Origin of the sequence: Mesorhizobium sp. B2-8-9 (assembly GCF_006439475.1) — a bacterium.
GTDB lineage: Bacteria > Pseudomonadota > Alphaproteobacteria > Rhizobiales > Rhizobiaceae > Mesorhizobium.
Map to the genome: position 1 here is coordinate 12,975 of NZ_VFTQ01000008.1, position 21,976 is coordinate 34,950.

26 protein-coding genes are annotated in these 21,976 nt (G+C 60.8%); 15 read left to right on the plus strand and 11 right to left on the minus strand.

Annotation, left to right across the window (positions count from 1 at the left end):
* Positions 1 to 56: 56 nt before the first annotated feature.
* The 8 genes from FJ423_RS12095 (at position 57) to FJ423_RS12125 (ending at position 3,543) form a co-directional block, all read left to right on the plus strand.
* On the plus strand, positions 57 to 677 hold the full coding sequence (locus tag FJ423_RS12095) for a recombinase family protein (RefSeq protein ID WP_140841964.1): 621 nt from the start codon (positions 57 to 59) through the stop codon (positions 675 to 677).
* 496 nt (positions 678 to 1,173) lie between these two features.
* Positions 1,174 to 1,374 (plus strand): hypothetical protein, encoded by a 201-nt coding sequence (locus FJ423_RS12100; protein WP_140841966.1) that lies wholly within the window; start codon positions 1,174 to 1,176, stop codon positions 1,372 to 1,374.
* Entirely contained in the window at positions 1,371 to 1,568 is a 198-nt protein-coding gene (locus tag FJ423_RS12105; RefSeq protein ID WP_140841968.1) for a hypothetical protein, read from the plus strand. The genes FJ423_RS12100 and FJ423_RS12105 overlap by 4 nt, the downstream gene beginning before the upstream one ends.
* A gap of 4 nt (positions 1,569 to 1,572) precedes the next feature.
* Entirely contained in the window at positions 1,573 to 2,049 is a 477-nt protein-coding gene (locus tag FJ423_RS12110) for a hypothetical protein (RefSeq protein ID WP_140841970.1), read from the plus strand.
* Positions 2,050 to 2,450: 401 nt separating this feature from the next.
* On the plus strand, positions 2,451 to 2,621 hold the full coding sequence (locus tag FJ423_RS33520) for a hypothetical protein (protein WP_181174783.1): 171 nt from the start codon (positions 2,451 to 2,453) through the stop codon (positions 2,619 to 2,621).
* A 4-nt stretch (positions 2,622 to 2,625) separates the two neighbouring features.
* Positions 2,626 to 2,808: a hypothetical protein gene (locus FJ423_RS12115; protein WP_140841972.1), complete on the plus strand. Its 183-nt coding sequence runs from the start codon at positions 2,626 to 2,628 to the stop codon at positions 2,806 to 2,808.
* Positions 2,809 to 2,821: 13 nt separating this feature from the next.
* Positions 2,822 to 3,094, plus strand: a complete 273-nt coding sequence (locus FJ423_RS12120; protein ID WP_140841974.1) for a hypothetical protein — start codon at positions 2,822 to 2,824, stop codon at positions 3,092 to 3,094.
* 74 nt (positions 3,095 to 3,168) lie between these two features.
* Positions 3,169 to 3,543, plus strand: coding sequence for a hypothetical protein (locus tag FJ423_RS12125; RefSeq protein ID WP_140841976.1), 375 nt, complete (start codon positions 3,169 to 3,171; stop codon positions 3,541 to 3,543).
* Positions 3,544 to 3,663: 120 nt separating this feature from the next.
* Here FJ423_RS12125 and FJ423_RS12130 read toward each other — a convergent pair whose 3' ends face one another.
* The 10 genes from FJ423_RS12130 to FJ423_RS12175 form a co-directional block, all read right to left on the minus strand.
* Entirely contained in the window at positions 3,664 to 4,455 is a 792-nt protein-coding gene (locus tag FJ423_RS12130) for a hypothetical protein (RefSeq protein ID WP_140841978.1), read from the minus strand.
* Positions 4,456 to 4,520: 65 nt separating this feature from the next.
* The gene (locus tag FJ423_RS12135; protein ID WP_140841980.1) at positions 4,521 to 5,909 is read right to left on the minus strand and encodes a tyrosine-type recombinase/integrase; all 1,389 of its coding nucleotides are present in this window, start codon (positions 5,907 to 5,909) and stop codon (positions 4,521 to 4,523) included.
* Between the two features lie 231 nt (positions 5,910 to 6,140).
* A complete protein-coding gene (locus FJ423_RS12140) occupies positions 6,141 to 7,229 on the minus strand; it encodes a DNA methyltransferase (protein ID WP_140841982.1) in 1,089 nt (362 codons plus the stop codon).
* Entirely contained in the window at positions 7,226 to 8,314 is a 1,089-nt protein-coding gene (locus FJ423_RS12145) for a hypothetical protein (RefSeq protein ID WP_140841984.1), read from the minus strand. The genes FJ423_RS12140 and FJ423_RS12145 overlap by 4 nt, the downstream gene beginning before the upstream one ends.
* Positions 8,311 to 8,841 (minus strand): hypothetical protein, encoded by a 531-nt coding sequence (locus FJ423_RS12150; protein ID WP_140841986.1) that lies wholly within the window; start codon positions 8,839 to 8,841, stop codon positions 8,311 to 8,313. Before FJ423_RS12150 ends, FJ423_RS12145 begins: the two co-directional genes overlap by 4 nt.
* 37 nt (positions 8,842 to 8,878) lie before the next feature.
* Entirely contained in the window at positions 8,879 to 9,442 is a 564-nt protein-coding gene (locus tag FJ423_RS12155; protein ID WP_140841988.1) for a ParB N-terminal domain-containing protein, read from the minus strand.
* A gap of 302 nt (positions 9,443 to 9,744) precedes the next feature.
* Positions 9,745 to 10,137 carry a hypothetical protein gene (locus tag FJ423_RS12160; protein ID WP_140841990.1) on the minus strand — a complete coding sequence of 131 codons (393 nt, stop codon included), beginning with the start codon at positions 10,135 to 10,137 and terminating at the stop codon, positions 9,745 to 9,747.
* A 209-nt stretch (positions 10,138 to 10,346) separates the two neighbouring features.
* Entirely contained in the window at positions 10,347 to 11,102 is a 756-nt protein-coding gene (locus tag FJ423_RS12165) for an SDR family NAD(P)-dependent oxidoreductase (RefSeq protein WP_246680150.1), read from the minus strand.
* A 74-nt stretch (positions 11,103 to 11,176) separates the two neighbouring features.
* Positions 11,177 to 11,947 (minus strand): SDR family oxidoreductase, encoded by a 771-nt coding sequence (locus tag FJ423_RS12170; protein WP_140841994.1) that lies wholly within the window; start codon positions 11,945 to 11,947, stop codon positions 11,177 to 11,179.
* 95 nt (positions 11,948 to 12,042) lie between these two features.
* Positions 12,043 to 12,876 (minus strand): GNAT family N-acetyltransferase, encoded by an 834-nt coding sequence (locus tag FJ423_RS12175; protein ID WP_140841996.1) that lies wholly within the window; start codon positions 12,874 to 12,876, stop codon positions 12,043 to 12,045.
* A 462-nt stretch (positions 12,877 to 13,338) separates the two neighbouring features.
* Between FJ423_RS12175 and FJ423_RS12180 the strand changes: the two genes are divergently transcribed.
* Positions 13,339 to 14,205, plus strand: a complete 867-nt coding sequence (locus FJ423_RS12180; RefSeq protein WP_095766424.1) for a hypothetical protein — start codon at positions 13,339 to 13,341, stop codon at positions 14,203 to 14,205.
* 130 nt (positions 14,206 to 14,335) lie between these two features.
* Here the strand turns inward: FJ423_RS12180 and FJ423_RS12185 are convergent, their stop codons facing one another.
* Positions 14,336 to 15,538, minus strand: coding sequence for an ROK family transcriptional regulator (locus FJ423_RS12185; RefSeq protein WP_140841998.1), 1,203 nt, complete (start codon positions 15,536 to 15,538; stop codon positions 14,336 to 14,338).
* Between the two features lie 222 nt (positions 15,539 to 15,760).
* Here FJ423_RS12185 and FJ423_RS12190 point away from each other — a divergent pair, with 222 nt between their 5' ends.
* The 6 genes from FJ423_RS12190 to ugpC all read left to right on the plus strand — a co-directional run bounded on the left by FJ423_RS12190 (position 15,761) and on the right by ugpC (position 21,936).
* Positions 15,761 to 16,999 (plus strand): extracellular solute-binding protein, encoded by a 1,239-nt coding sequence (locus FJ423_RS12190; protein WP_140842000.1) that lies wholly within the window; start codon positions 15,761 to 15,763, stop codon positions 16,997 to 16,999.
* Positions 17,000 to 17,186: 187 nt separating this feature from the next.
* Positions 17,187 to 18,071: a sugar ABC transporter permease gene (locus tag FJ423_RS12195; protein ID WP_140842002.1), complete on the plus strand. Its 885-nt coding sequence runs from the start codon at positions 17,187 to 17,189 to the stop codon at positions 18,069 to 18,071.
* Positions 18,071 to 18,916 carry a carbohydrate ABC transporter permease gene (locus FJ423_RS12200; RefSeq protein ID WP_140842003.1) on the plus strand — a complete coding sequence of 282 codons (846 nt, stop codon included), beginning with the start codon at positions 18,071 to 18,073 and terminating at the stop codon, positions 18,914 to 18,916. Before FJ423_RS12195 ends, FJ423_RS12200 begins: the two co-directional genes overlap by 1 nt.
* A gap of 2 nt (positions 18,917 to 18,918) precedes the next feature.
* Complete coding sequence (locus tag FJ423_RS12205) at positions 18,919 to 19,935, plus strand: SIS domain-containing protein (protein ID WP_140842005.1); 1,017 nt, start codon at positions 18,919 to 18,921, stop codon at positions 19,933 to 19,935.
* Complete coding sequence (locus FJ423_RS12210) at positions 19,935 to 20,873, plus strand: PfkB family carbohydrate kinase (protein ID WP_140842007.1); 939 nt, start codon at positions 19,935 to 19,937, stop codon at positions 20,871 to 20,873. The genes FJ423_RS12205 and FJ423_RS12210 overlap by 1 nt, the downstream gene beginning before the upstream one ends.
* Entirely contained in the window at positions 20,860 to 21,936 is a 1,077-nt protein-coding gene (ugpC, locus tag FJ423_RS12215) for a sn-glycerol-3-phosphate ABC transporter ATP-binding protein UgpC (protein ID WP_140842009.1), read from the plus strand. The genes FJ423_RS12210 and ugpC overlap by 14 nt, the downstream gene beginning before the upstream one ends.
* Positions 21,937 to 21,976: the final 40 nt, after the last annotated feature.

The following is a 21,976-nucleotide window of genomic DNA, read 5'->3' on the forward strand; positions in this document are numbered from 1 at the left end:
CCACTTCAAGCGAACCGGCTACAAGAGAACTACTTAAACCGAACTGAGAGCACCAAATGTACATCCGAGCCTATCTGAGGGCATCCACTTCCGAGCAGGACGCCAGCCGCGCCAAGTCCGATCTTGTCGCCTTCGCGGCCGAGCGCGGGTTGACCATTGCGGCGTCCTACGTCGAGAACGAGTCCGGTGCGAAGCTGACCCGGCCGGAACTGTTCCGCCTCTTGTCCGACTGTCAGCCTGGCGACGTGCTCTTGCTTGAACAGGTCGATCGTCTGACTCGTCTCAACGCCGATGACTGGTCGAAGCTCAAAGCGGAGATCGCAGCGCGCAAGGTGAAGATCGTCGCGCTTGATCTGCCTACGTCATGGATGATGGCGCAGGCAAATCCCGACGACTTCACATCGCGCCTGTTCGAAGCCATGAACGCCATGATCCTTGACGTTCTCGCTGCCGCCGCTCGCAAGGATTATGTGGATCGTCGTAGGAGGCAAGCGCAGGGCATAGCCACGGCCAAGGCAGACGGGCGCTACAAGGGCCGCCCGGAGGATACAGAGCGCAATTGCGCGATCATGAAGCTTCTCGCCAGCGGTCAAAGCTGGTCCAGCATCGTAGCGGCAACCGGTGCCTCCCGGTCCACGCTGGCCAAGCTGGCGAAGCGTGTAAGCGAGGCCGCGTAGCCATGCGCTTCATTCTCGCTCTCGCCTCGCTTGCCTTCTGGCTGTTCGTTCTCAAGGTTGTGCTTGCGTTGTAGATGATCCCGGCGTGGCAGGCCTTAGCCCTATCGCTCGCAAGCCCGGCCTCGTGCCGGGCTTTTCTTTGACCAAAGGCGTGGCGCGGTGACGCTGCGCCGGCTCAAGGTCGAGTGCAGAGCGAGGTCGAACCAAGTCCAGCATCGCAATTATTTCGGCTGTGAGACTCCGCCCATGGAACCACGGGGCAGTATTACCCCCGGCCCGTTGCCAACCGCACACTGTGCAAAGGGCTAAACACAAAACTCTTTGTCAGACATTTACCTGTCTGCACTCATCCACGTCAGTTTTTGCTCGACAAAAGTGAGCCGTTGTCCAGAAAAACTTGACGAATAGGAAAATATGCCTCAAACTGTGTCCAACGTCAGAAGCCGCGCGGTGCGCGCACTGGCGAACCTCCAAACCGACAATTCAGGAACTCGGCATGCGTAAACCGCTACCGCCGCCGCACGACGATCGAATCTACTTTCGCTGCTCTGCGGCGATGCGTGATCAGATTAGAGCCATTGCCCATGCGCAGATGACGACCCCGTCAACGATCATTCGGCAGGCGCTGGCTTGTTACATCAACCAGACCGAGCGGCACCGCACGATCGAATCCCTCATCGAAAAGGACCTTGTATGATCAAGAGCACCAACCCTTACGCCGTCCGCAAAGACGGCAAAATTCTGGACTGCGCATCGTGGCAGGACGGAGAAGAGCAGGTCCGATTGTACAAAGCGGAATGGGTCAATTTTGACCTCGCTCACTCGACCGTTTCCAATGAACGCCGCGAGCAGCGCCGGCAGAGCACCATCGACGCGAAAACCCAGGCATGACGACATGACCCAGACCCAGAGTCAAAAGGACTTCCTCGCCGCGAACGGTGTCGGCTCGGTAGATGAACTAGCCCCCCTTCGCAGGCTTGAATGGTGTGAACTTGCGTCCGTCCTCGATGAACCGAAGCCGGAGTCGGACAAGCCGGTTGAGACTAAAGCGCAGAGGCAGTTTCTTTGCGGACAGTCGTTCGATGACCTCGATGATTTTTCGAAAGAGATTTACCTGAAGATGGGAGCCACCAAGGCAGTAACCGACGATGGCAACACCACGCCAGCATCCAAGCCCGCTGGTCCGCCGCGTCTTGACCCGAAGAAGCTCGAAGGACTCACCCCGCTTCGGAGGTCTCAGCTACACGAGCACGCCCAGGTTCTCGCGCAACACCATCGCGAGGCGATGGCCGGCATCGCGCCTCACTTGCGCGAAAGCCGTTGGGACATTGACGCGGCGCGGCTACAGACCGCCCCTTACTTGGTGGATTGACCAAGTTTTCGGCCGAGCTTCACCGGCCGAGAAGTCGCACACCTCTTCGGAGGCGCGACACGCCCCACGTCCGCGACACCCCGCGCGGTTTTCGTGGGGCACAGATTCAGCGCTGTGCCTCCCACCGCCCACGGCCCGTCACTTCGCTGATAGTCGCCACAAACCTTCCGGGTCGGCGATAAACCCCGCCCGGCGAACCCCGCGTCGGGCGGGGTCACAATTTTCGAAAGAGGCGAAGCCATGGTGACTACACGGCGCGAGGAAATTGACCTTCAACTGGATACCCTGAACACCAGACTCCTGGCCACATTGGACGTTCGCGAAAGGCACCGACTGTTGAAGGTCGCGCGTGAGTTGAAGGCGGAACGGGCATCGCTTCCGTTGCCGGGCGAACCCGCAAGATGAGCGCCGCGAAAGACCTACTGGAGGCGCTGGAATTGCAGGCCGAGAATCTACGCCACCAGATCGCGCGGCACGGTGCAGAATACCGGTCTGATTACGCGCAACTGGAAACAAGCTGGGCCAAGATAGAGCGTGACATCGCAGCGTTGCAGCGGCTTTTGAGTGAATAGAAGCATGGCAATCAAACGCAAAGAACGGCTGGCTGACCCTTTTAGTGTGAGGCTTCCAATAGACGACCTCGCCTATGCCGAAACCGTCGCGCGTGATCTGCATCTTTCTGGCGTGGGCGAGGTGCTGAGACTGGCGCTCCGGGAGTACCGAAAAGCAGCCGCGCGCCGGGCACTGGTCGGCGACTGATGATGCGGTGCCAATGACGCGCACCGACGAATGGATTGACTACATGGCGCATGCGGCTGCATCGACTCATATGGTCATTGCCTACGTCGCCGCGACCAAGCAGCCGGCTCCGATCACCAAGCAGGATTATGACCGTGCGGTCCTGACGAACCGGGCCGGCGTTCTAGCCAACTTCCTGTATTGGGTGACGATCGCCCAATGGGGCAGCGACGGCGTACCCCAAGAGTTCTGGAAAGCCGCCAAGAAGCGTTGGCCAAAACTTCGGTCGCCACATCCTCCTGTGTGAGGTTTTCCAAAGCGACTTGCCGCCTGAGGCTGGCGTTCTTAAATCTAACGTCCATCCAAATAGCGGGGAACCCCATGCTCACTTCGGAAGCCATCGCAAAGGCCAAGTTGAACACGCCCTACGGTACAAAAGACCGTTTTCACGAGCACGACGATTGCATCAGGATCGCCTACGAGTGGCTAGATGCTCAAAAGAAAATCCAAGGCCCGACGCCCAAGACGCGGCCACTGAAACATCTTATTGAGCAATGGGCAGGCCGCTACGTTTCCCAAAATGACGTTGAAGTCGCGGCGAACATGCATCCAGAAATCTTCGGCACATACCCTCATTTCAATATCAGCGCGCGCTTGATCGAGCCCAGCCCCTCACGTCTTGTTGGGATTGCGGAGGCGCATACGCAATCCTACAAAAGCAGGAAGCCCGAACTGACTTATGCTTTGAAGGAATGATGCTGCTTAGGTTGCTGCCTAAGTTCACTGGTTCAACACACCTGTCCTCGTGAAGAACAAGCAACTAGGTGTGTGGCCGGCTTCGCCGGGCGCGCCTTGATCCAGGGCGGGAGAAAATTACTAAGCAGCTTTTGCAGGCAGCGATCGGACCCACTCAGTCAGCATTGGAGCAAACACTGGCAACGGGCAGGCAAAAACAGTTCGGCTTTTTTCCAGCCAAGAACTTTGAAGCGCAACGACCCAATGGGCTAACCCTTCGGCTGTCTCCGCAAAGCCAAATTTCGGGCCGCCGCTCATCCCCTTGGCGCTCTTGAGCGGTATGCGTTCGTGAATGCGAGCCGTTAGTCGCGGATATTCCTTCCCGTGCCCTGCGGGAACTTCGGCTAGGCGCTGGACTGGAAACATGGTTGGCGAAAGGGTAGCTAGACCGTTCTCCGGCAGCTTGGCGGAGGTGAACTCTTCGGGCAGGCCAAGCATTACGTAGCCCATGAAGTTCACAGTATGTTGACGATTCCAATTCGCTTCTTCGAGCACCCTCACGTTATTGGCCAGAAGCAGCCGCTCATGATGAGGATGGATGACGATGGCTCCGAAATCCAGACCAAGGGAATCGTCGTCGCGAAACATGCGCCAGCTTGATCGCAGGTCGATCGGCACTGGCTTCTCGGAAAGGAAAGCCTCCCCGAACGCATCGGCTAACACCGTCTCGTCGAATGTCACATCCGGCGAGTCTAAGGCTTCCTCAAGCTCTCGAATAATGTGCCCAGCGGTTAGCCAAAGGACCGTGCCATCCACGCGCATCAACGTGCCTGAGTATGCATTAAAGCGGGCAGGCTCATCCCGATAGCGTGTCGCGACACATAGCGCCACTAGGTGGCGGCCGAAGTACGAGAGAATGCGTTTCTGGTCCATTGACAGGCCTCTCAACCCGCTGATTCGGAACTCTAGACATTATCACGTCGGACCGAAACCTGCACTCAACCCGCTTCGCCGACAACTTCCCGGCCGGGCATCGCCTTGTCCAGAACATCGGCAACCGTCAGCGTGGTCACCGCACCGACGCGCTTGCCCTTACCCCCGCCCTTCGGCTTCTCGGCGAAAACGCCATCCACGGCGTCCACGTCCTTTGCCAGTCGCTCACGCTTGTTGAGCAGGTGGCCATAGACTCGGCGCGTGAACAGGATGTCTTCATGGCCAATCATCGCCGTGAGTCTCGCTTCATCGTATCCGGCATCGATCAATTTCGAGACGTAGAAATGCCGAAGGCTATGGAGGTTCCGGTAAGCGACCTTTGCCAACTTGACCGCGCGTTTCCAGCTTCTCAGGAAATTACGGTAGTTGAGCGATTTCCCCGATGCCGTGGCGAACAGAAACTCGTGCTCGGTCTTATCAGAAATCGCCGTCCAGTCTTTGAGCGCGGCTGCAACTACGGTCGGGATAGCGACGTGACGCCGGCCAGCCTTGGTCTTAGCCACCGTGACCTGCCGCCACCTGTCAACGGTTGTCGAGACCGTGAGCAAGCGATCTTTTAGGTTGAGGTCAGATTTGCGAAGCGCCTGTGCCTCACCGATGCGCAGGCCGCAATACGTCAGGATGTAGACAATGGCGCGGTCCCGCCAAGCCGCGTTCTTCTCTTCGTCGCTGGCGGTTTTCGATCTCCCGACCTTTTCAGCGTAATCAGCCAGCGCCTTCAAAATCGCCGCTACGTCCGAGTCGCTATAAATGTCATCCTCATCAACGGCCGACACATCGTCACTTTCGGAAATGTCGATACGGATTCCCTTGCACGGATTCCGCATAATGACTTCGGCTTCATCAGCCAGCCAGCCGAAGAAAATGCTTGCTGCATTGAACACGTTCTTAGCGCTGTTGCGGGTCGAGCGTGCCGCCAGAAGCTCGTCACGATATTCCCGCATGTCGGTTTTGCTTATGGTGCTGGCGCGCCTATCGCCGAACTTTTTCTTGAACGGTTCAAGCCGGACCCGGTAGCTCTCGACGGCGGATTTTTTGAGCGGCTTTCGGCCGTCGCGTCCCTTCTCACAGGTGGTCAGAAATTGCGAAATGTAGGCGCTGATGGGCTTGTCTTTCGGCCCCAACGCCTCCGCATGTGACAGCGACCCAGCGACGTTCTGAATCACCTTCGCAGCCTCTAACCGCGCCGCCGCGATGTCCAGAGGCAACGAATGCAGCACCGCTTCTTTGCGGACGCGAACGGCATCACCCTTTCCGCGATCGAACTTTTGCGCTTCGGTTTTCAGCTTGAAGCTCTTGGTGCGCGTCTTGCCGGTTTCGTCTCGATAGGTGACTTGCCAGCCCTTAAATTCGGAACCATCAGGGCGGCGAAATTTCTTCTGGCGAACGCTCATATGACCTGCTCACGAACCACTCGAAAAGTGAGCACATATGAGCACAGGACAAATTCCAAGTAAAGTTTCAATGATTTCAACAGGTTAAAATTTGACCTAAGCCATCATAATCCTGGGGTCGGGGGTTCAAGTCCCTCTCCCGCTACCAGTCCAATAGCCACTTTGCGGCCTGCCGGCGGAAGTTCCACTTCCTCGCCGAGCAGCGCCGCCGCTCCTGCGATCGTATTTCAGTCAGTGTAGCCTGAACACAAAGTCATGTTCATGGCTCTTGCCCAGCGCCCCTGGTCGAAATGAATTTAGTTGCCCATTCTTGATTTCAGTTGTCTTTGGAGCGTCCAGGAGGCGAAAGTCTCGTGACAATCCCTTCGCAAGAGACTGGCTCAGGTCCGAGGAGATTTCCTCAACGTCAAGACCCTTTCCCCCGATCCGTATAGCGATCGTAGCCTCTTCGCCAAGCAGGTTAGCAGTTCCTTTCCAGACTTCAGCTAGAAAGTCCCAATAATTCTCCTTGTTTGTATGGCGGTCATCCAAACTCATCTTCCTAGTGGGTCGCTCTGGGCCTCCTAGAAACCAAATACGCAACCATTGGTCTTCTGAATAATCCGTCGTGTCCAAATAGGGCGGAGAGGTAACCATGAGCCTGACCTCGCCCTGATGCTCGGCAAACACCTCCCCACAATTTCGAGCATCCTGAAGTGCTACCTTCGCCAAGCCAGAGGGCGCAGGTACGGATAACCTGGAACGGCTTAGGGTACGAAGAATTGGAAAAACGGTTCTCCGCTCCGGAAGCAAATTTCGCTCCTTCCACCAGCGGACGGAATACTCCGGTTTCGTACTGATCGTTCTGGGCATGCGATTGCTAAGGTAATTCGGGGATCGGTGAGCCTCACCGTGAAGCGCACCTAGCGCGACGGCCGCGATAAACCGATCTACCGGATCCTCTCGCCATCTGAGCTCGGCGCGCAGAAATAGCAATTCTTCAAGCGTGTTAGTATGGAAGCAGTATTGGAAGAACTCCCCCTCAGGCACCAACAAGCCATCCGCAACACAATTTACCTCTAAATAGTCGAGCCTTTGCAGCACCTCCGCCAGCGAAGGGACCTCGGCCTTCGCTCCTGATACGCAGGCAGCTACTAGGTTGACGTCCGTACCAATGGCACGTCGGGAATGAAGCGCGCTCTCGAGAATTGTTGTCCCCCGTCCACAGAATGGGTCCAGCACGAGGTCGCCAGGCCTAGTGAAGGCAAGCAGCTGACGCGCGACGTATTCCTCTGGGAACATCGCGAAGTATGGACACATCGAGTGTAAGGGATGCCTCACGCTGCTTTCTTCTCTTTGATTTCGTTTACGAGTTCCGACAACCAGTCGGCGATCGCACCGACCTGATCAGCGCCATCTATTCGAGCACGATCTTCGTCGCTCATAGCCATTGCGGACGCAGCGCACCTTGCGACCCGAAATCGATCAAATATCACACCAAAATCACTAGACTGGTACAGGAGCCAACCGTTGGCTCGCTCTGCCCAAGGAGCTTCGTCATCGTCCGCAATATCGTGGTGAAAGGGGAATGGTATGAGCAGTGCAGGCTTCACCGGCGCCGGCGCTGGTGGAATAAACCAATTCATGAACTTGGGCAGGAAGCCTTGAAGTGTTTTTCCCTCCCAATCGTACCCAGAAGCTACCTGAGCAAAAAGCACGCTGCGGGCTCCGCGTCCGTCATAAAAATCAAGCCACGCGATGATATCAATCCCGCCGTCTTTCAGCGCCTGGGGAAAGCCTGGAGGGATTGCCTCGACCACCTTATGACTTCCGAACCGGGACATTGCGGAGCTCAAAGCGGGGAGAAAAGCCGTCTTATCCGGGCGGGGAAAGCCGAACCAAACAGAGTGCCCCTTAAGATAGCCGCCTACAGCCAAGCAACTCGCGATTTGAAATAAGAGGCCAAGCCGGTGATTGCTAGTATTTACGTCCTTGACCGCTATGATCTGATCTCTTAGTCCCGTTTCCAACAAGGCTAATATATAGAATACAAATGGATTATTCGCGCTGAGTTCACCTGCCTTGGATATAAGTGTAAACTGGCCCGAAAAAGCTGCGCCCGCTTCCGCATAACGCAGCTCGAACGGATAAGCATCGCCGCACAATTTTGTTCGAAGGAGAATTTCGTCGTGAACTTTATCTACAAGCTTGTCCGACTTCTCATCGAGAATTTCCGCTTCAAGCGCCTCGCCAGTAATGGGGTCCGTCAGAACTCCGTGGTCGTCTTCGTCACTCAAGAGCCGTTGCAATTTCCTCAGCTCATGGGAATGGACGGTGCCCTCGGTTGAAAGCAATGCTGAAATCTCAAACCAATCAGTCCAGTGGCTACGATTTTGCGCCTTAGTAGGAGGCAACAGTCCAGTCACTCGTCATCGCCTTCCAGTTTTCTGCGCATATTGTCACGCATTCCGCGGACCGTAAGAAAGAGATTTTGAGCCGCTTCAAAATGAATTGCCTCGCCGTTATACGAGGCATGAAGACCGGCAGCCTTTTCAGCACTTCGGATCGCATCGTAAAGTGCGTCGACGAACCGCTTACTTTTGGGAATTACCTCCTCATACGCCAAATCTAGGTTTCGAGAGCGCTCTAAAGTTGATGTTGCCTGCTCGCTCGTGAGCACTTCCGATATTCTGTTCAAATCCGGATTTTGGCTCTGTAGTACGGCCGGAATTTCCGCCCCCTGGCCATAGAGCCAACCCATTAAATTGGTAAGCTTCACACGGTTATCTGCTGGCACCGGGTCTTTGGGAAGGACGTCCGACAAGTCAGGCGTTAAATTCAGATAACGGCGAACAGACGGGCGCGACACCGCAGTGTAAAGGTGCGAGAACGAAAATCGCTTTGCTCCCCTTTGCTCGATACTAAATCCCCATTCAATGCTCTGTTGAAGCACCCGCCATCCGTCGACCAATCTACGGATTGTATTATGGTTATCGCCTAACGCTTTGCTGACGTCTGCGAGCGAACCGTGATCTTCCAACCAGTCGACCGCAAAGCGGGCTTTCGCATAAGCATCCCATTTCACTGGCCCATTGACATTTAAAGCCAATGAACGACCGTGCTGTTTTGCGATCAGGCACAAACCGTACCCTGACCTTCTGGGGCATGGCTTTTGGGCCTGCGATATCGGGCAGCTTATACCCTGTCTCCGCCCGTAGCTTCTCGGAGCTCAACAGCTTCAAGGCAGCCAAGCGCCGGTTCCCCTCTAACACGTAATTAGTGGGCCGCTCGACTATCAGCGGCTCGTAGTCGAGCCATCCGCTGGCCATAATGGCGCGCACGAGCTCATCGACATCATGGGTATCGATCATAAATTTGATCGTCTCGGCGTCGTCCTTGAATTTCATCAAAGGCATACGCGGGTTGATCGGATCAAACTGGAGGTCAAGCGGGCTCGCCAAACCTTCATCGCTAGGCACGCCCGCTGCCGTGGCCGCTTTGGCCTTTTGTTCGACTGCGGAAGCGCTGGCACCTTGCCCCTTGTTCGCTGCCATATTCGCTCCGCTTAACGCTTGATTTGGAAATCGTTTCCGATTTACCCTTGGTTCGGTCAGCTTACAGCTTCCCGGCGGACGTCTGCAACCGGTTGAAATCCACTGCTGCGTGTCCGCTGTGCACAAGACTTTCTTTGGCCATGCACAATCCGGTGGTCGTCAATTGGCCGTTGACCCAGCGCGCCACCTACGCAACTAACCGACAAAATGCAACGGGGAAACGAGTACGGGCAATGCAGGCGTCAAAGGGTAACAGCTGGCCTGGGGACGAGCGCCAGGACCAGGTCGAAACTTCCCCGCATTCAACGAGACGAATTGCGGAGAAGCCGGGCAAAAAAATCGCGCTTTTTGATGCGCTCCACAGCCTCCATGATGATATCGATCGGGACCAGCTCGGAGCGAGATAAGCTTGCCGCTTCCACCTGCACGTTCGCCTCATCAATTAGGCCTCTAGCTTGCAATCCGTTCAGGACGCGTGCCGGAATTTTGCTGAGGTCCGAACCATGGCTCTGTGATCTGTTTCGGTTTATGACAGCCATCTGGTTTCCTTTGAAATACAGATGATTATGGTCCATCATTCCAGGCACGTGCGGCCCTTCCGCCCGAGCGCGCCAACCCTTTCCCAGATCGTACCACTGGCCTTCTTCAATTATCCACCCAGCATTTTTTTCGGCAGCGAGGTCGCCGCGCTTCATGAAAATTATCGGTGCTGGATCAAAAATGCCCCTTAGCCTCATCACTACCGTCATTCTCTGTTGAGTTTCGCTCTGAATGGTCTTATATCCCGGTACCTTTCTGGTACCAAATGCTTTGGAAAATCTTTTAAAATCAAGGGTATGCTGAGGACTTGTTCGTTTCCCTCTCCCGCTACCATCTCCCTACATTCTTGCTTTCGCGCCCGCGCTCACCCCTTGCGTTCCTGCAGGATGTTGCCGCCGTCCACGACGAGAACGGCGCCGTTGACATAACTGGCTCCATCGGACGCCAGGAACAGCACGGCGGCCGCGACTTCCTCGGGGCTGCCGGCACGGCCAAGCGGTGTGTTGCGGGCAGCGACAGTCTCCTCGGGCGTCGAGGCGCCCGTCGCGATCCAGCCCGGCGCCACGGCATTGACCGTGACGCCGCTGCGGCCGACCTCCAGGGCAAGCGCATGCGTCAGCCCTATCATGCCGGCCTTGGCCGCGGAGTAGGCGGCCTCGCCTTCATTGGACACGAAGGGCCCGGTCACCGATGCCATGTTGACGACACGTCCATGGCCGCGCTGCACCATGCCGGCCAGAAAGCCGCGCGTGCTCAAGAAAGCGGTTTTCAGGCTGACATCGATGCCGCGATCCCAATCGCTTTCTGTGAGATCGAGAAACCGCCGCTGCAATGCCGGCTGGGCAACGGTGCCCATCCCGGCATTGTTGACGAGGACGTCGATCTCGCCGGTCTCGGAGCGTAAACGATCGACGTCGCCCGAGAGCGTCAGGTCGGCCGCGAAAGCGCGGACATCGAGCCCCTCGCCCCGCAGTTCCGCCGCTCGTTGCTCGACGCGTGCGGATGAAGCGGTGATGGTGACCGAAACACCGGCCTCGGCCAACGCACGCGCGATCGCCACGCCGATGCCGTCGGCGGCGCCCGCGCCGGTCACCAGTGCCTTGCGGGATTTGCGGAACACGACCATTTGCCCTCCAGGATGCAGGCGCCGACATGCCGGCGCGGCCAATCACAGCCGCGACGACCCGAACCGGCTCAATAGCCGGCGCTGACGCCGAAATCGATCGAAAGCGCGGCCCCGGTGATCGGCGCCGCGCCCGGCTGGCACAGATAGTGGATGAAGGAAGCAATCTCCTCCACCTGGATGAACCTTGCTTTGTCCCCTTGCGGATAGTGCCCCAGGAGCCGGCGCTTGTAGCCGTCGGGGTCGTCCGCACCATAGGTCTTGGCCTGATATTCGATCATCGGCGTTGCCGTGTCGCCAGGACAGACGGCGTTGACCCTGATGCCTTGCGGGGCGAGTTCCAGCGCGAGAGCCTTGGTCAAGAGCACCAGTCCGCCCTTCGAGGCGCAATAGACGGAAGCCCCGTTGTTGCCGACGATGCCGGCGTCGGACGCAATGTTGACGATCACGCCCTGCGCCGCCGACAGATGCGCTATGGCTGCCGAGATCAGGAAGAAGGCTCCCTTGAGATTGACGTCCAGCACCAGGTCCCACTGATCTTCCTCGACCTCGCGTGCCGGTCCCTCGAGCCAGACCCCGGCGGCGTTGACGAGAATGTCGATCGCACCGCCCCACTCCCTGGCCTTGCCCACCACGTCGCGGCAGGCAGCGACGGAGCGGATATCGAGCGGCAAGCCGATCGCGTCCGCCCCGGCCGCGGCAATCTTGGCCACGGCGCCGTCGAGCTTGGAGCCGGGAAGATCCGCGAGCACGATCCGCTCGCCGTCGGCGGCGAAACGCAGTCCGGTCGCCAGACCCATTCCTCCGGCGCCGCCGGCGATCAGAACCGTCCTTCCAGCCATTCGATAATCTCCGAAACGCAGCTCGGCAAAGGCAACCACGTCATGGAGCCATGTCGCATGGACCAGCCAGGCAAAACAATGATCTCAGCACGCGATCATCCCAGCTCGAGCGTCGTGACGCCGAAAACCGTCGACTGGTCGTTGCCGGGCTTGCCGCCCTTGTACATGCGTGTCGTCGTGAAGCCCGGAACCATGCCGGCGGCCTGCAGCAGGGCGGTGAATTGAACCTGGCCGGCCGGCACGTCGATATGCAATTCCTCGCCGGCAGTTGCGTCCGACAGGTCCGCCAGCATTGCCAGGGCCAGGTCCGTCCGATCTGCGAACAGCGGCCCGACCTTGAAACCCTGCCTGCAGCGGCGCGCCACGCCGTAGCCGGTAATACCGTCCGGTCCGGCTGAGAGCCGCGCAATCCGCGGCGGCCGCAGCCACTCGCCAAGGAAGGTTTCGCGCAGTGCTGGAAAGCACTTGCGATCGTAGGCAAAAATCTCAGCCATGTCCCCGGCGGTCACCGGCAGCATGTCGCCGCCCTCGGGCAAGCCGGCGGGGCGGCCGCTGTGGCGGACGGTCTCATAGGCAGGCACGAAGCCCATACGCCGGTAGTTCGCCTGCTGCTCGGCCACCCCGTCGAGACCGATGATGCGGTTGCCCAGACGCGCCATGCCGGCGTCCCAGACCGCCTTGCCGTGACCTTCGCCACGCCGGTCGGGCCGGCAGATGTAGAGGCCGACAAAGCCAAAGCCCGAGCCGTATGCGACGGCCGAAATGCCGGCCGCCATCTCGCCGCCGACAAAGGCGCCGATGAACCCTTGTGGATCCGACGCCCGAAACGCCGCGGCATCGCCGGTGCCCGGATTCCAGCCTTCCTCCGCCGCCCAGCCAACAAGCGTTTCCACCTCGCTGGCGGTCAGCGTCCTGATTGTTCTAGGCATCGTTTCACTCAGGGTTGGCCATCACCGACCAGGATAGGCCGCCCTCCGCAGGCTGCAAAGGGCTGCGCGGATTCCTCGTCAGCCATATGTTATCGATCGGCGCCGACCGGCGTGGCCGACGCCAAGGCGCATGTATTGGAGACCGTCGCGATAGCCCGACAGAATGCGGCGTCCTCGAAGCGCGGATCCTGCAGGATTGTCTGCGAATCGGCACCAGGGACGGAGCCCATCCCGGGAAGCGCTCCCGCAGCCCCGATGGCGCGGAACCTATGCTCGCTTGGCGGAACTCGTCAATTAAACGCAGGAGCTGCGGGCCCGACGACTTTCCCGAACCGATGCAAAGAGTTAGCAACGCATTCACCGCCTGATCGTTCGTTGTTCCAATGAGCAACTGGACACGACCGGCGAAGACTGGGAATCTTCATTTGTCGTTGCTTGGAATCGCATGGAGTGCCGTAGGAAATGCCGCTGAGTGCCGCAGAGATCGCCCGTCATCCGGCAGCGCTTCGCGGTGTCCAGGAGCAGTCCAAGGCGCTCATCCATATTTATCAAACGAGCCCGCGGCTGGCTGCCGTGTTTGCCACCCAGCAGCGCTGGCTGCTCGCTCATGTCGGCTTGGCTCTGCATTTCCGGCGCGATCCCAACGACCGCCGTACCGACATGACGATGGCGCGTTTCATCGAGGTCGTGCGCCGCAATTCCGTGGCCAGCCGCAACACCGCCGAGGCTTTCGTCAAGGAGATGCTGCACTACAACATCGCCGAATATATTTCGGCCAGCGGCGATGGCCGCGCCCATCCGTTGCGGGTCACGGCGGGCACCATAGAGACCTTCACCGGCTGGATTTACGCGCATCTGAGAACGCTCGACCGCATAGATGGCGCGAACCGGCTGGAAAACTTCCTCGAGCGACCCGAGATGCTGCCCATCCTGCAGCCTCTGATCGCCGATGGATTGCTGGCCAGCGGCGCAGTGCGGGAGCCTGGGCAGACTTTTTCATTGTTTATCTGGCTAAACAACGGCGGCATCGTCATGGACTGGCTGATGTCCGGTATCGATCCTGAGGATGTCCATCTCGACAGGATACCGACCGGCGTCATCTCGGTCAGGGAATTCGCCCACTGGCTGAAGCTCTCACGCACCCATCTGGCGCGCAAACTGTATGATGCCGAGGCGCTCGGCAGCATCGGCTGGATCGGCCAGCGCGGCCATTCCGTGATGTGGGTTTCGAGGGCTTTCTTCGACGAATACATGGCCGTCCAGGCAGCCAAGCTCGCCGTCGTCGACGAGGCCTTCGAAGCCTGTATCTCGGCTCTGAAGAATCGCTGACCGTCAAGACTCCGCCCGGCGCCGCCCAAGACCGGTACCCGCGCTGGCGGGCGCCGCGCAGGCGGTCAAGCTCGCCATCATCGACGCGGCTTTCGCCGCAAGCATGACGCAGGCGACGGGCCGACCGCTTCTATCCGGCCTTCAGGATCGCGGAAAAGCGCGGATCGAAGGCCCGGCTGATCGGCTCTGCCGCGGCGCCGACCGCGATCGCCCAGGGATCGGTGGTGCCGAGTTGCAGCCGTGGCAGGCGCCTGACCGGGCGATCCGCGATCGACGGCAGCAGCGGATGCATGGCCCGAAGCAGGAGCCGCGCGAGCGCCTCCGGCGCGCTGGAGGTGAGGATGACGGTTTGCGGATCGAAGATCGTTTCGATCAGATGCACGCTCCAGCGCAGGTCGGACGCGGCTCTTTCGACCCAGCCCATGACCCGCGGGTCTTGCGCAAGCGCCAGTGCGCCAAGCGTCTCGTAAAGCCCCCTCTCGGTAGGGTCGAGGCCGAGATGCTGATAAAGCGAGGCCAGCGATGCACGGTGTTCGAGCGGCGTGCAACCGGGGCCGGCCGGCGAAAGCAGCGCCATGCCGACCTCGCCCGCATTGCCGTTGCCGCCGCTGTAGAGTTCGCCATTGAGGATCAGCCCGGCGGCTATGCCGTAACCGACATAAAGGCAGACGGCGTGGTCGACGCCATGCGCCGCGCCGACGATCCGCTCCGCCGTCGCGCAGGCGGCCGCATCGTTCTGCAGGCCGACATCGAGCCCGGTGCCGGCCGAAAGCGCCTCCACCAGCGGATATTGCTGCCAGGCGGGCATCATCCATTTGTTGTCGGGGTTCTTCAGCCCGAACGGTCCCGGCATGGCGACGCCCAGTCCGACCAGCCGCCGCTCGGACTGGACAAACAAGGAAGCCAGCTCGCGCCTGACGCGGTCGACCAGGCCGAGGATGATCCTGACGCCCGCCGAAGGCTCGTCGAACGGCAGTCCCGCCTCGGCGCGCGCGATCACCTTGCCGACGAGGTCGACCACCACCACGCGCGTCAGATGCCGGTCGATCTGCAGCCCGATGGCGAAAGCTCCCTCAGGGACCAGCCGGTAGGGCGTGAAAGGTTGCCCCCTGCCCTTGCGCACCGCATCCAGCGCCACGACCAGGCCATCGCGCTCGAGATCCTCGATGATGTTGGAGACCGCCTGCTTGGTCAGCTGCGTCGCCCGTGCCAGGTCGGCGCGTGAAAGCGCGCCGTTGAGCCGCAGCGCCTCGATCATGACGCGGCGGTTATGGGCGCTCGTTCCCTCCTGGTTGGTGCCGCTTTTGGCGCGGATCGGGCTGATGTCGTGCACCGTCGTTTCCCCTCTTGACTCCATTAAAGGATTGATCGACTAATTAAGTCAAGCGAATTGACTTAATAGGTGAGACCTCCGCGGTTTTAAAAAAGACGGCAAAAGCTTTCGAGCTCCGCCGCACGCCGTTGGGGATGTATCCGGTCAGACGCGATGCGAATTCGAGAAAGCGGCACAGCCTTGGCCGCCCACTCGCAGCCGTCGAAAATGGGAGAAAGACAAATGCTGAAATCGATCGGTAAGACACTTCTGGGCGCGGTGTTCGTTGGCGGGCTGCTCGTCCCCCACGCCTTTGCTGAAACCACCTTGAACGCGCTCTTCATGGCGCAAGCCGCCTATAGCGAGGCCGACGTGCGCTCGATGACGGAGGCCTTCACCAAGGCCAATCCGGACATCAAGGTCAATCTCGAATTCGTTCCCTATGAAGGCCTGCACGACAAGACCGTGCTCGCCCAAGGATCCGGCGGCGGCTATGACGTGGTGCTGTTCGACGTCATCTGGCCGGCCGAATATGCGACCAACAAGGTGCTGGTCGACGTGTCGTCGAAGATCACCGATGACATGAAGAAGGGCGTTCTGCCCGGTGCCTGGACCACCGTCCAGTATGACGGCAAGTACTATGGCATGCCGTGGATCCTCGACACCAAATACCTGTTCTACAACAAGGAGATCCTGGAAAAGGCCGGTATCAAGGCGCCGCCGAAGACCTGGGAAGAACTCGGCCAGCAGGCCAAGATCATTCAGGACAAGGGCTTGCTGAAGACGCCGATCGCCTGGAGCTGGTCGCAGGCCGAAGCCGCCATCTGCGACTACACCACGCTGGTCAGCGCCTATGGCGGCGACTTCCTCAAGGACGGCAAGCCCGACTTCCAGAACGGCGGCGGTCTCTCGGCGCTGAAATACATGGTCGACAGCTACAAGTCGGGCCTGACCAATCCGAATTCCAAGGAATTCCTCGAAGAAGACGTCCGCAAGGTCTTCGAGAACGGCGATGCCGCTTTCGCGCTGAACTGGACCTACATGTACAACATGGCCAACGATCCGAAGGACTCCAAGGTCGCGGGCAAGGTCGGCGTCGTGCCGGCGCCGGGCGTTGCCGGCACCAGCGAGGTCTCGGCCGTCAACGGCTCGATGGGGCTTGGCGTCACGGCGGTGTCGAAGCACCCGGACGAAGCCTGGAAATATATCGAGTTTATGACCTCGCAGGCGACCCAGAACCAGTATGCCAAGCTGTCGCTGCCGATCTGGGCCTCGTCCTATGACGATCCGGCCGTCACCAAGGGCCAGGAAGAACTGATCGCCGCCGCCAAGCTCGGTCTTGCCGCGATGTATCCGCGCCCGACCACGCCGAAATACCAGCAGCTGTCGACGGCGCTGCAGCAGGCGATCCAGGAATCGCTGCTCGGCCAGGCGACGCCGGAAGACGCGCTCAAGACCGCTGCCGAAAACAGCGGCCTCTGATCTGGCGTTCCTCCACGCGGGCGGCCTCATCCACGAGCGCCGCCCGTGCTATTTCTAGAGCAATTCCAGGAAAAGTGTGAAGCGGTTTTCCGTCCGGAATTGCGTCAAAACAAAGAGATAGAGCGGTTCGCCGTTTCCGTGAAACGGGTGAACCGCTCTGACCGGATGACAGGAGAGAGGCGCTCTAATGTCGGGCACCTGGATGACGATGCGCGCGTGGCTGTTGATGCTGCCGCTTCTGATGATCATGGTGGCCGTCATCGGCTGGCCGTTGGTCGATACCGTCAGGCTTTCCTTCACCGACGCCCAGCTGGTCGGCACGGCGGGCAACTACGTCGGCTTCGACAACTATACCAAGATGCTGACCAGTTCGAACTTCACCCGCACGCTCTCGACCACCACCTGGTTCGCGGTTATCTCGGTCGCCGCCGAGATGGTGATCGGCGTGCTTGCGGCCCTTCTGCTCAATCAGGAATTCCGCGGCCGCGCCGTGCTGCGCGGGCTGATGATCCTGCCTTGGGCGCTGCCCACCGTCGTCAACGCGACGCTCTGGCGGCTGATCTACAATCCCGAATATGGCGCGCTGAACGCGGCGCTGACGCAGCTCCATATCATAGACGATTACCGCTCCTGGCTAGGCGAGCCAGGAACGGCCCTGGCGGCGCTGATCGTCGCCGACTGCTGGAAGAATTTCCCGCTGGTCGCGCTGATTGCGCTCGCCGCCCTGCAGGCCGTGCCGCGCGACATCACCGCCGCGGCACTTGTCGACGGCGCCGGCCCGCTCAACCGCTTCCGCTTCGTCATCCTGCCCTATTTGGCAGGCCCGCTGATGGTGGCGCTGGTGCTGCGCACCATCGAGGCCTTCAAGGTCTTCGACATCATCTGGGTCATGACACGCGGTGGCCCGGCCAACAGCACGCGCTCGCTGTCGATCCTGGTCTACCAGGAAGCCTTCTCCTTCCAGCGCGCCGGCTCCGGCGCCTCGCTGGCGCTGATCGTCACCCTGCTCGTCACCGTGCTCGCCGTCGCCTATGCGACGCTGGTCAAGAAGACCGCGGGGAGCGCGGCCTGATGGAACGCAAGAGCCCGGTCTTCACCGCTTTCATCTACGCTTGCGCTATTCTGCTCGCCGTCGTGATCCTGGCGCCGCTCGCCTGGCTCTTCGTCATGAGCATATCGCCGGCCGCCGACCTCGCCGCCAAGCCGCTGCGCTGGTGGCCGCAGGCGGCCGACTTCTCCCGTTACGCGCAGCTTCTGTCGAGGGCCGAGAACAGCGCCGGCGCCGCCTTCACCGCATCGCTGCGCAACAGCCTGCAGGTCGCCGGCATGGCGACGCTCGCCGCTGTTGTCCTTGCCGTGCCGGCCGGCTGGGCCGTCTCGCGCACGCCTTCGGTCGGCTGGTCGCTGTCGATGGTGATCGCCACCTACATGCTGCCGCCGGTGGCCCTCTCTGTACCCCTTTACATGGGCCTGTCCCATCTCGGCCTGCTCAACAACGTCTTCGGCCTGGCGCTGATCTATCTGACGATCCTCGCGCCCTTCACCACCTGGCTGATGAAATCGGGGTTCGATTCCATCCCGCGCGAGATCGAGGCCGCGGCGATGATCGACGGGGCGGGACTGTTCCAGACCTGGCGCATCATCACCTTGCCGCTGGCGGCGCCCGTGGTGGCGACATCGGCGCTGTTTGCCGTGCTGCTTGCCTGGGACGAGTTCTTCTACGCCCTGCTCTTCACCTCGGACCAGCGGGCAAAAACGCTGACGGTCGCCATCGCCGATCTGGCCGGCGGCCGCGTCTCCGACTACGGACTGATCGCCACCGCCGGCGTGCTTGCGGCCTTGCCGCCGGTGCTGATCGGCCTCGTCATGCAACGCGCGCTGATCTCGGGCCTGACCAGCGGCGGTGTGAAAGGATAATCATGACCGCAGACAAACAACGGCCGACAGGCCTCCTTGCCATCGACCGCGAGATGGCGCGCCAGCATGAGGATGCGCTTGCCTCGTTCGCCAGCAATCAAGAAGTAGCCGCCGAGATCGCTGCCTCGATCAACAAGAACGGCAGGCTCCTCCTGCTCGGCATGGGCGCCTCGCATGCCGTCGCCCGCGCAGTCGAGCCGCTCTATCGCGCGCACGGCATCGACGCCATCGCGCTGCCGCTGTCGGAGCAGCTCGGCCAGCCGCTGCCGCTGACCGGCAAGACGGTGATCGTCACCTCTCAATCCGGCGAAAGCGCCGAGGTCTTGCGCTGGTTTGCCGAGACCGGCAATCGCACGGAGACCTTCGGCCTGACGCTCGAGGCCGGCTCGTTCCTTGGCCGTACGGTGCCTTGCCTCGTCGGCGCCGGCGGTAGCGAGCTCGCCTTTGCCGCGACCCGCAGCCTGACCGTGACCTTCGCCCTGCATCTCGCCATCCTGACTGCGCTAGGCGACGATTCCGCCGGCGCGCTCGCCGGGCTCAATGCGCCCCAGACGGTCGAGATCGATGGTGCGCTCGCGGCGCTGAGAATGGTCACGACCATCGTCACTTCTGGCCGCAAGCTTCAAGGCGTGGCTGAAGCCCTTGCGCTCGGCTTCACCGAACTGTCGCGCCTGCCTTGTTTCTCGCTCGAAGGCGGTCAGTTGCGCCACGGGCCGATGGAGATGCTGGGCCCAAGCATTGGCGTCGTGCTCTTCCGCGGCAACGACCCGACCGCCGACCTCGTCACCGCCATGGCCGCTTCAGTGGTCGAGACCGGGGCCCCGCTGATCGTCTTCGACGCTTCGGGCAAACCGCCGGTCGCGGGCGCCGTCACATTGAGGTTCAAGCCCGCGTCCGGACTGGCGGCGATCTTTGCCATGCTGCCGGTGGCGCAACGCCTGATGATCGCCTTCGCCGATTCCCGCGTCGAGAACGCCGGAACGCCGGTGCGCACCACCAAGATCACCAGGAGCGAGTGATGCGGCCGCTCGCGGTGATCGGCAACGTCAACGTCGACCTGATCGTCGGGCCGGTCGCGCCTTGGCCGAAGGCGGGCACGGAGACCGTCGTCGACCACGACGACTTGCGTGTCGGCGGCCAGGCCGGCAACACGGCGCTTGCCTGGCAGGCGCTGGGCATCGATTTCGAGATTGCCGCCAATCTTGGCGACGACCAGTTCGGGCGCTGGCTGCGCGAAGCATTCGGGGGCCGCGCCGCGAGATGGCCGGTCCATACGGAGGGCACGACGCTGTCGGTCGGCATGACCCATCCGGACGGCGAACGCACCTTCTTCACCACCCGCGGTCACCTGCCGCGCTTCAACCTCGACGACGTGCTTTCGGTTCTTGACGGCAAGCGGCTTTCAGGCGGTTACGCGCTGCTTTGCGGCTCCTTTCTGACCGACGACCTCACGCGCCAGTACGATGCTTTTTTCGATTGGGCGGAGGCACACCGCATCGCCGTCGCGCTCGACACCGGCTGGCCGATGGACGGCTGGACGGCGCAAAATTGTGCCGCGGCGCGCGCCTGGCTGTCGCGTTGCGAGCTTGCGCTCTTCAACGAGGTCGAGACGACGACGCTGGCGGGGTTGAAGGATCCCACGGACGCGGCACGCAAGATCCGCGACGGCATGAAAAAAGCCGCGACCGTGGTCGTCAAGCGCGGACCCGAGGGCGCGATCGCTATCGGCCCGGACGGCCAGATCATCGATGCGACCGCGCCACGCGTCAACGTCGTCGACACGATCGGCGCCGGCGATGTCTTCAACGGCGCCTTTCTGGCGGCGCTTGCTCGGGAGCACGCTCTGGCACGTTGCCTTGCAGCGGCTGTTCAGGTGGCATCGCGGGCCATTTCCACCCTGCCCCGCGATTATGGCGGGCCGATTTTCTTCGAGGAAGCCATCCATGAGCGCGCTTGAAATCCGCGATATCCGCAAGAATTACGGCAGCGTCGAAACGCTGAAAGGCATCGACATCGCGCTCGAGAACGGCGAGTTCCTGGTGCTGCTGGGCTCCTCCGGCTGCGGCAAATCGACCTTGCTCAACATCATCGCTGGTCTTGCCGAGGCGACCAGCGGCGACGTGTTGATCGGCGGACGGTCCGTGCTTGGCGTGCATCCGAAGAACCGCGACATCGCCATGGTCTTCCAGTCCTACGCGCTCTACCCGAACCTGACGGTGAGACGCAACATCGGCTTCGGGCTGGAGATGCGCAAGGTTCCCGTCGCCGAGCGCGACAAGGCGGTGCGCGAAGCGGCAAGGCTCCTGCAGATCGAGAACCTGCTCGACCGCAAGCCCGGGCAACTCTCCGGTGGCCAGCGCCAGCGCGTCGCCATCGGCCGGGCGTTGGTGCGCAAGCCGCAGGTCTTCCTGTTCGACGAACCGCTCTCCAACCTCGACGCCAAGCTGCGGCTCGAGATGCGCACCGAGCTGAAGCGCCTGCATGAGATGCTGCGCACCACCGTCGTCTACGTCACCCACGATCAGATCGAGGCGATGACGCTGGCGACCCGCATCGCCGTCATGCGCGACGGTCGTGTCGAGCAACTCGGCACGCCGGAAGAGATCTACAACCATCCGGCGACGCTCTATGTGGCAGGCTTCGTCGGCGCGCCTGCGATGAACATGCTGGAAGCTTTTGTCGAGGACGGCAAGCTCGCCATTGCCGGCACGGATGCGCGGCTGGCGCTGCCGGCGCACTACGCCAACGCAGGCCGCGACGGTGCTCAGGTCATTGCCGGAGTGAGGCCGGAAGCGCTCCGGCTGGGGCCGGGCAGCGGCGCGGATCTGTCGCTGCCGGTCGAGATCGACGTCGTCGAACTGACCGGTCCCGAACAGGTCACCACGGCCCGGATCGGCGCGCAGAACTTGACGGCGACCTTGCCGCCGCGCGCCCGCGTCGCCAAGGGTCAGCCATGCGCGTTCGTCTTCGATGCGGACGCGCTCCGCCTCTTCGATCCGGCTACCGGCAAGGTTTTCTGAGCAATCGCTCGCCTTCCGCCCGCATGGCCTGATCTCGAGC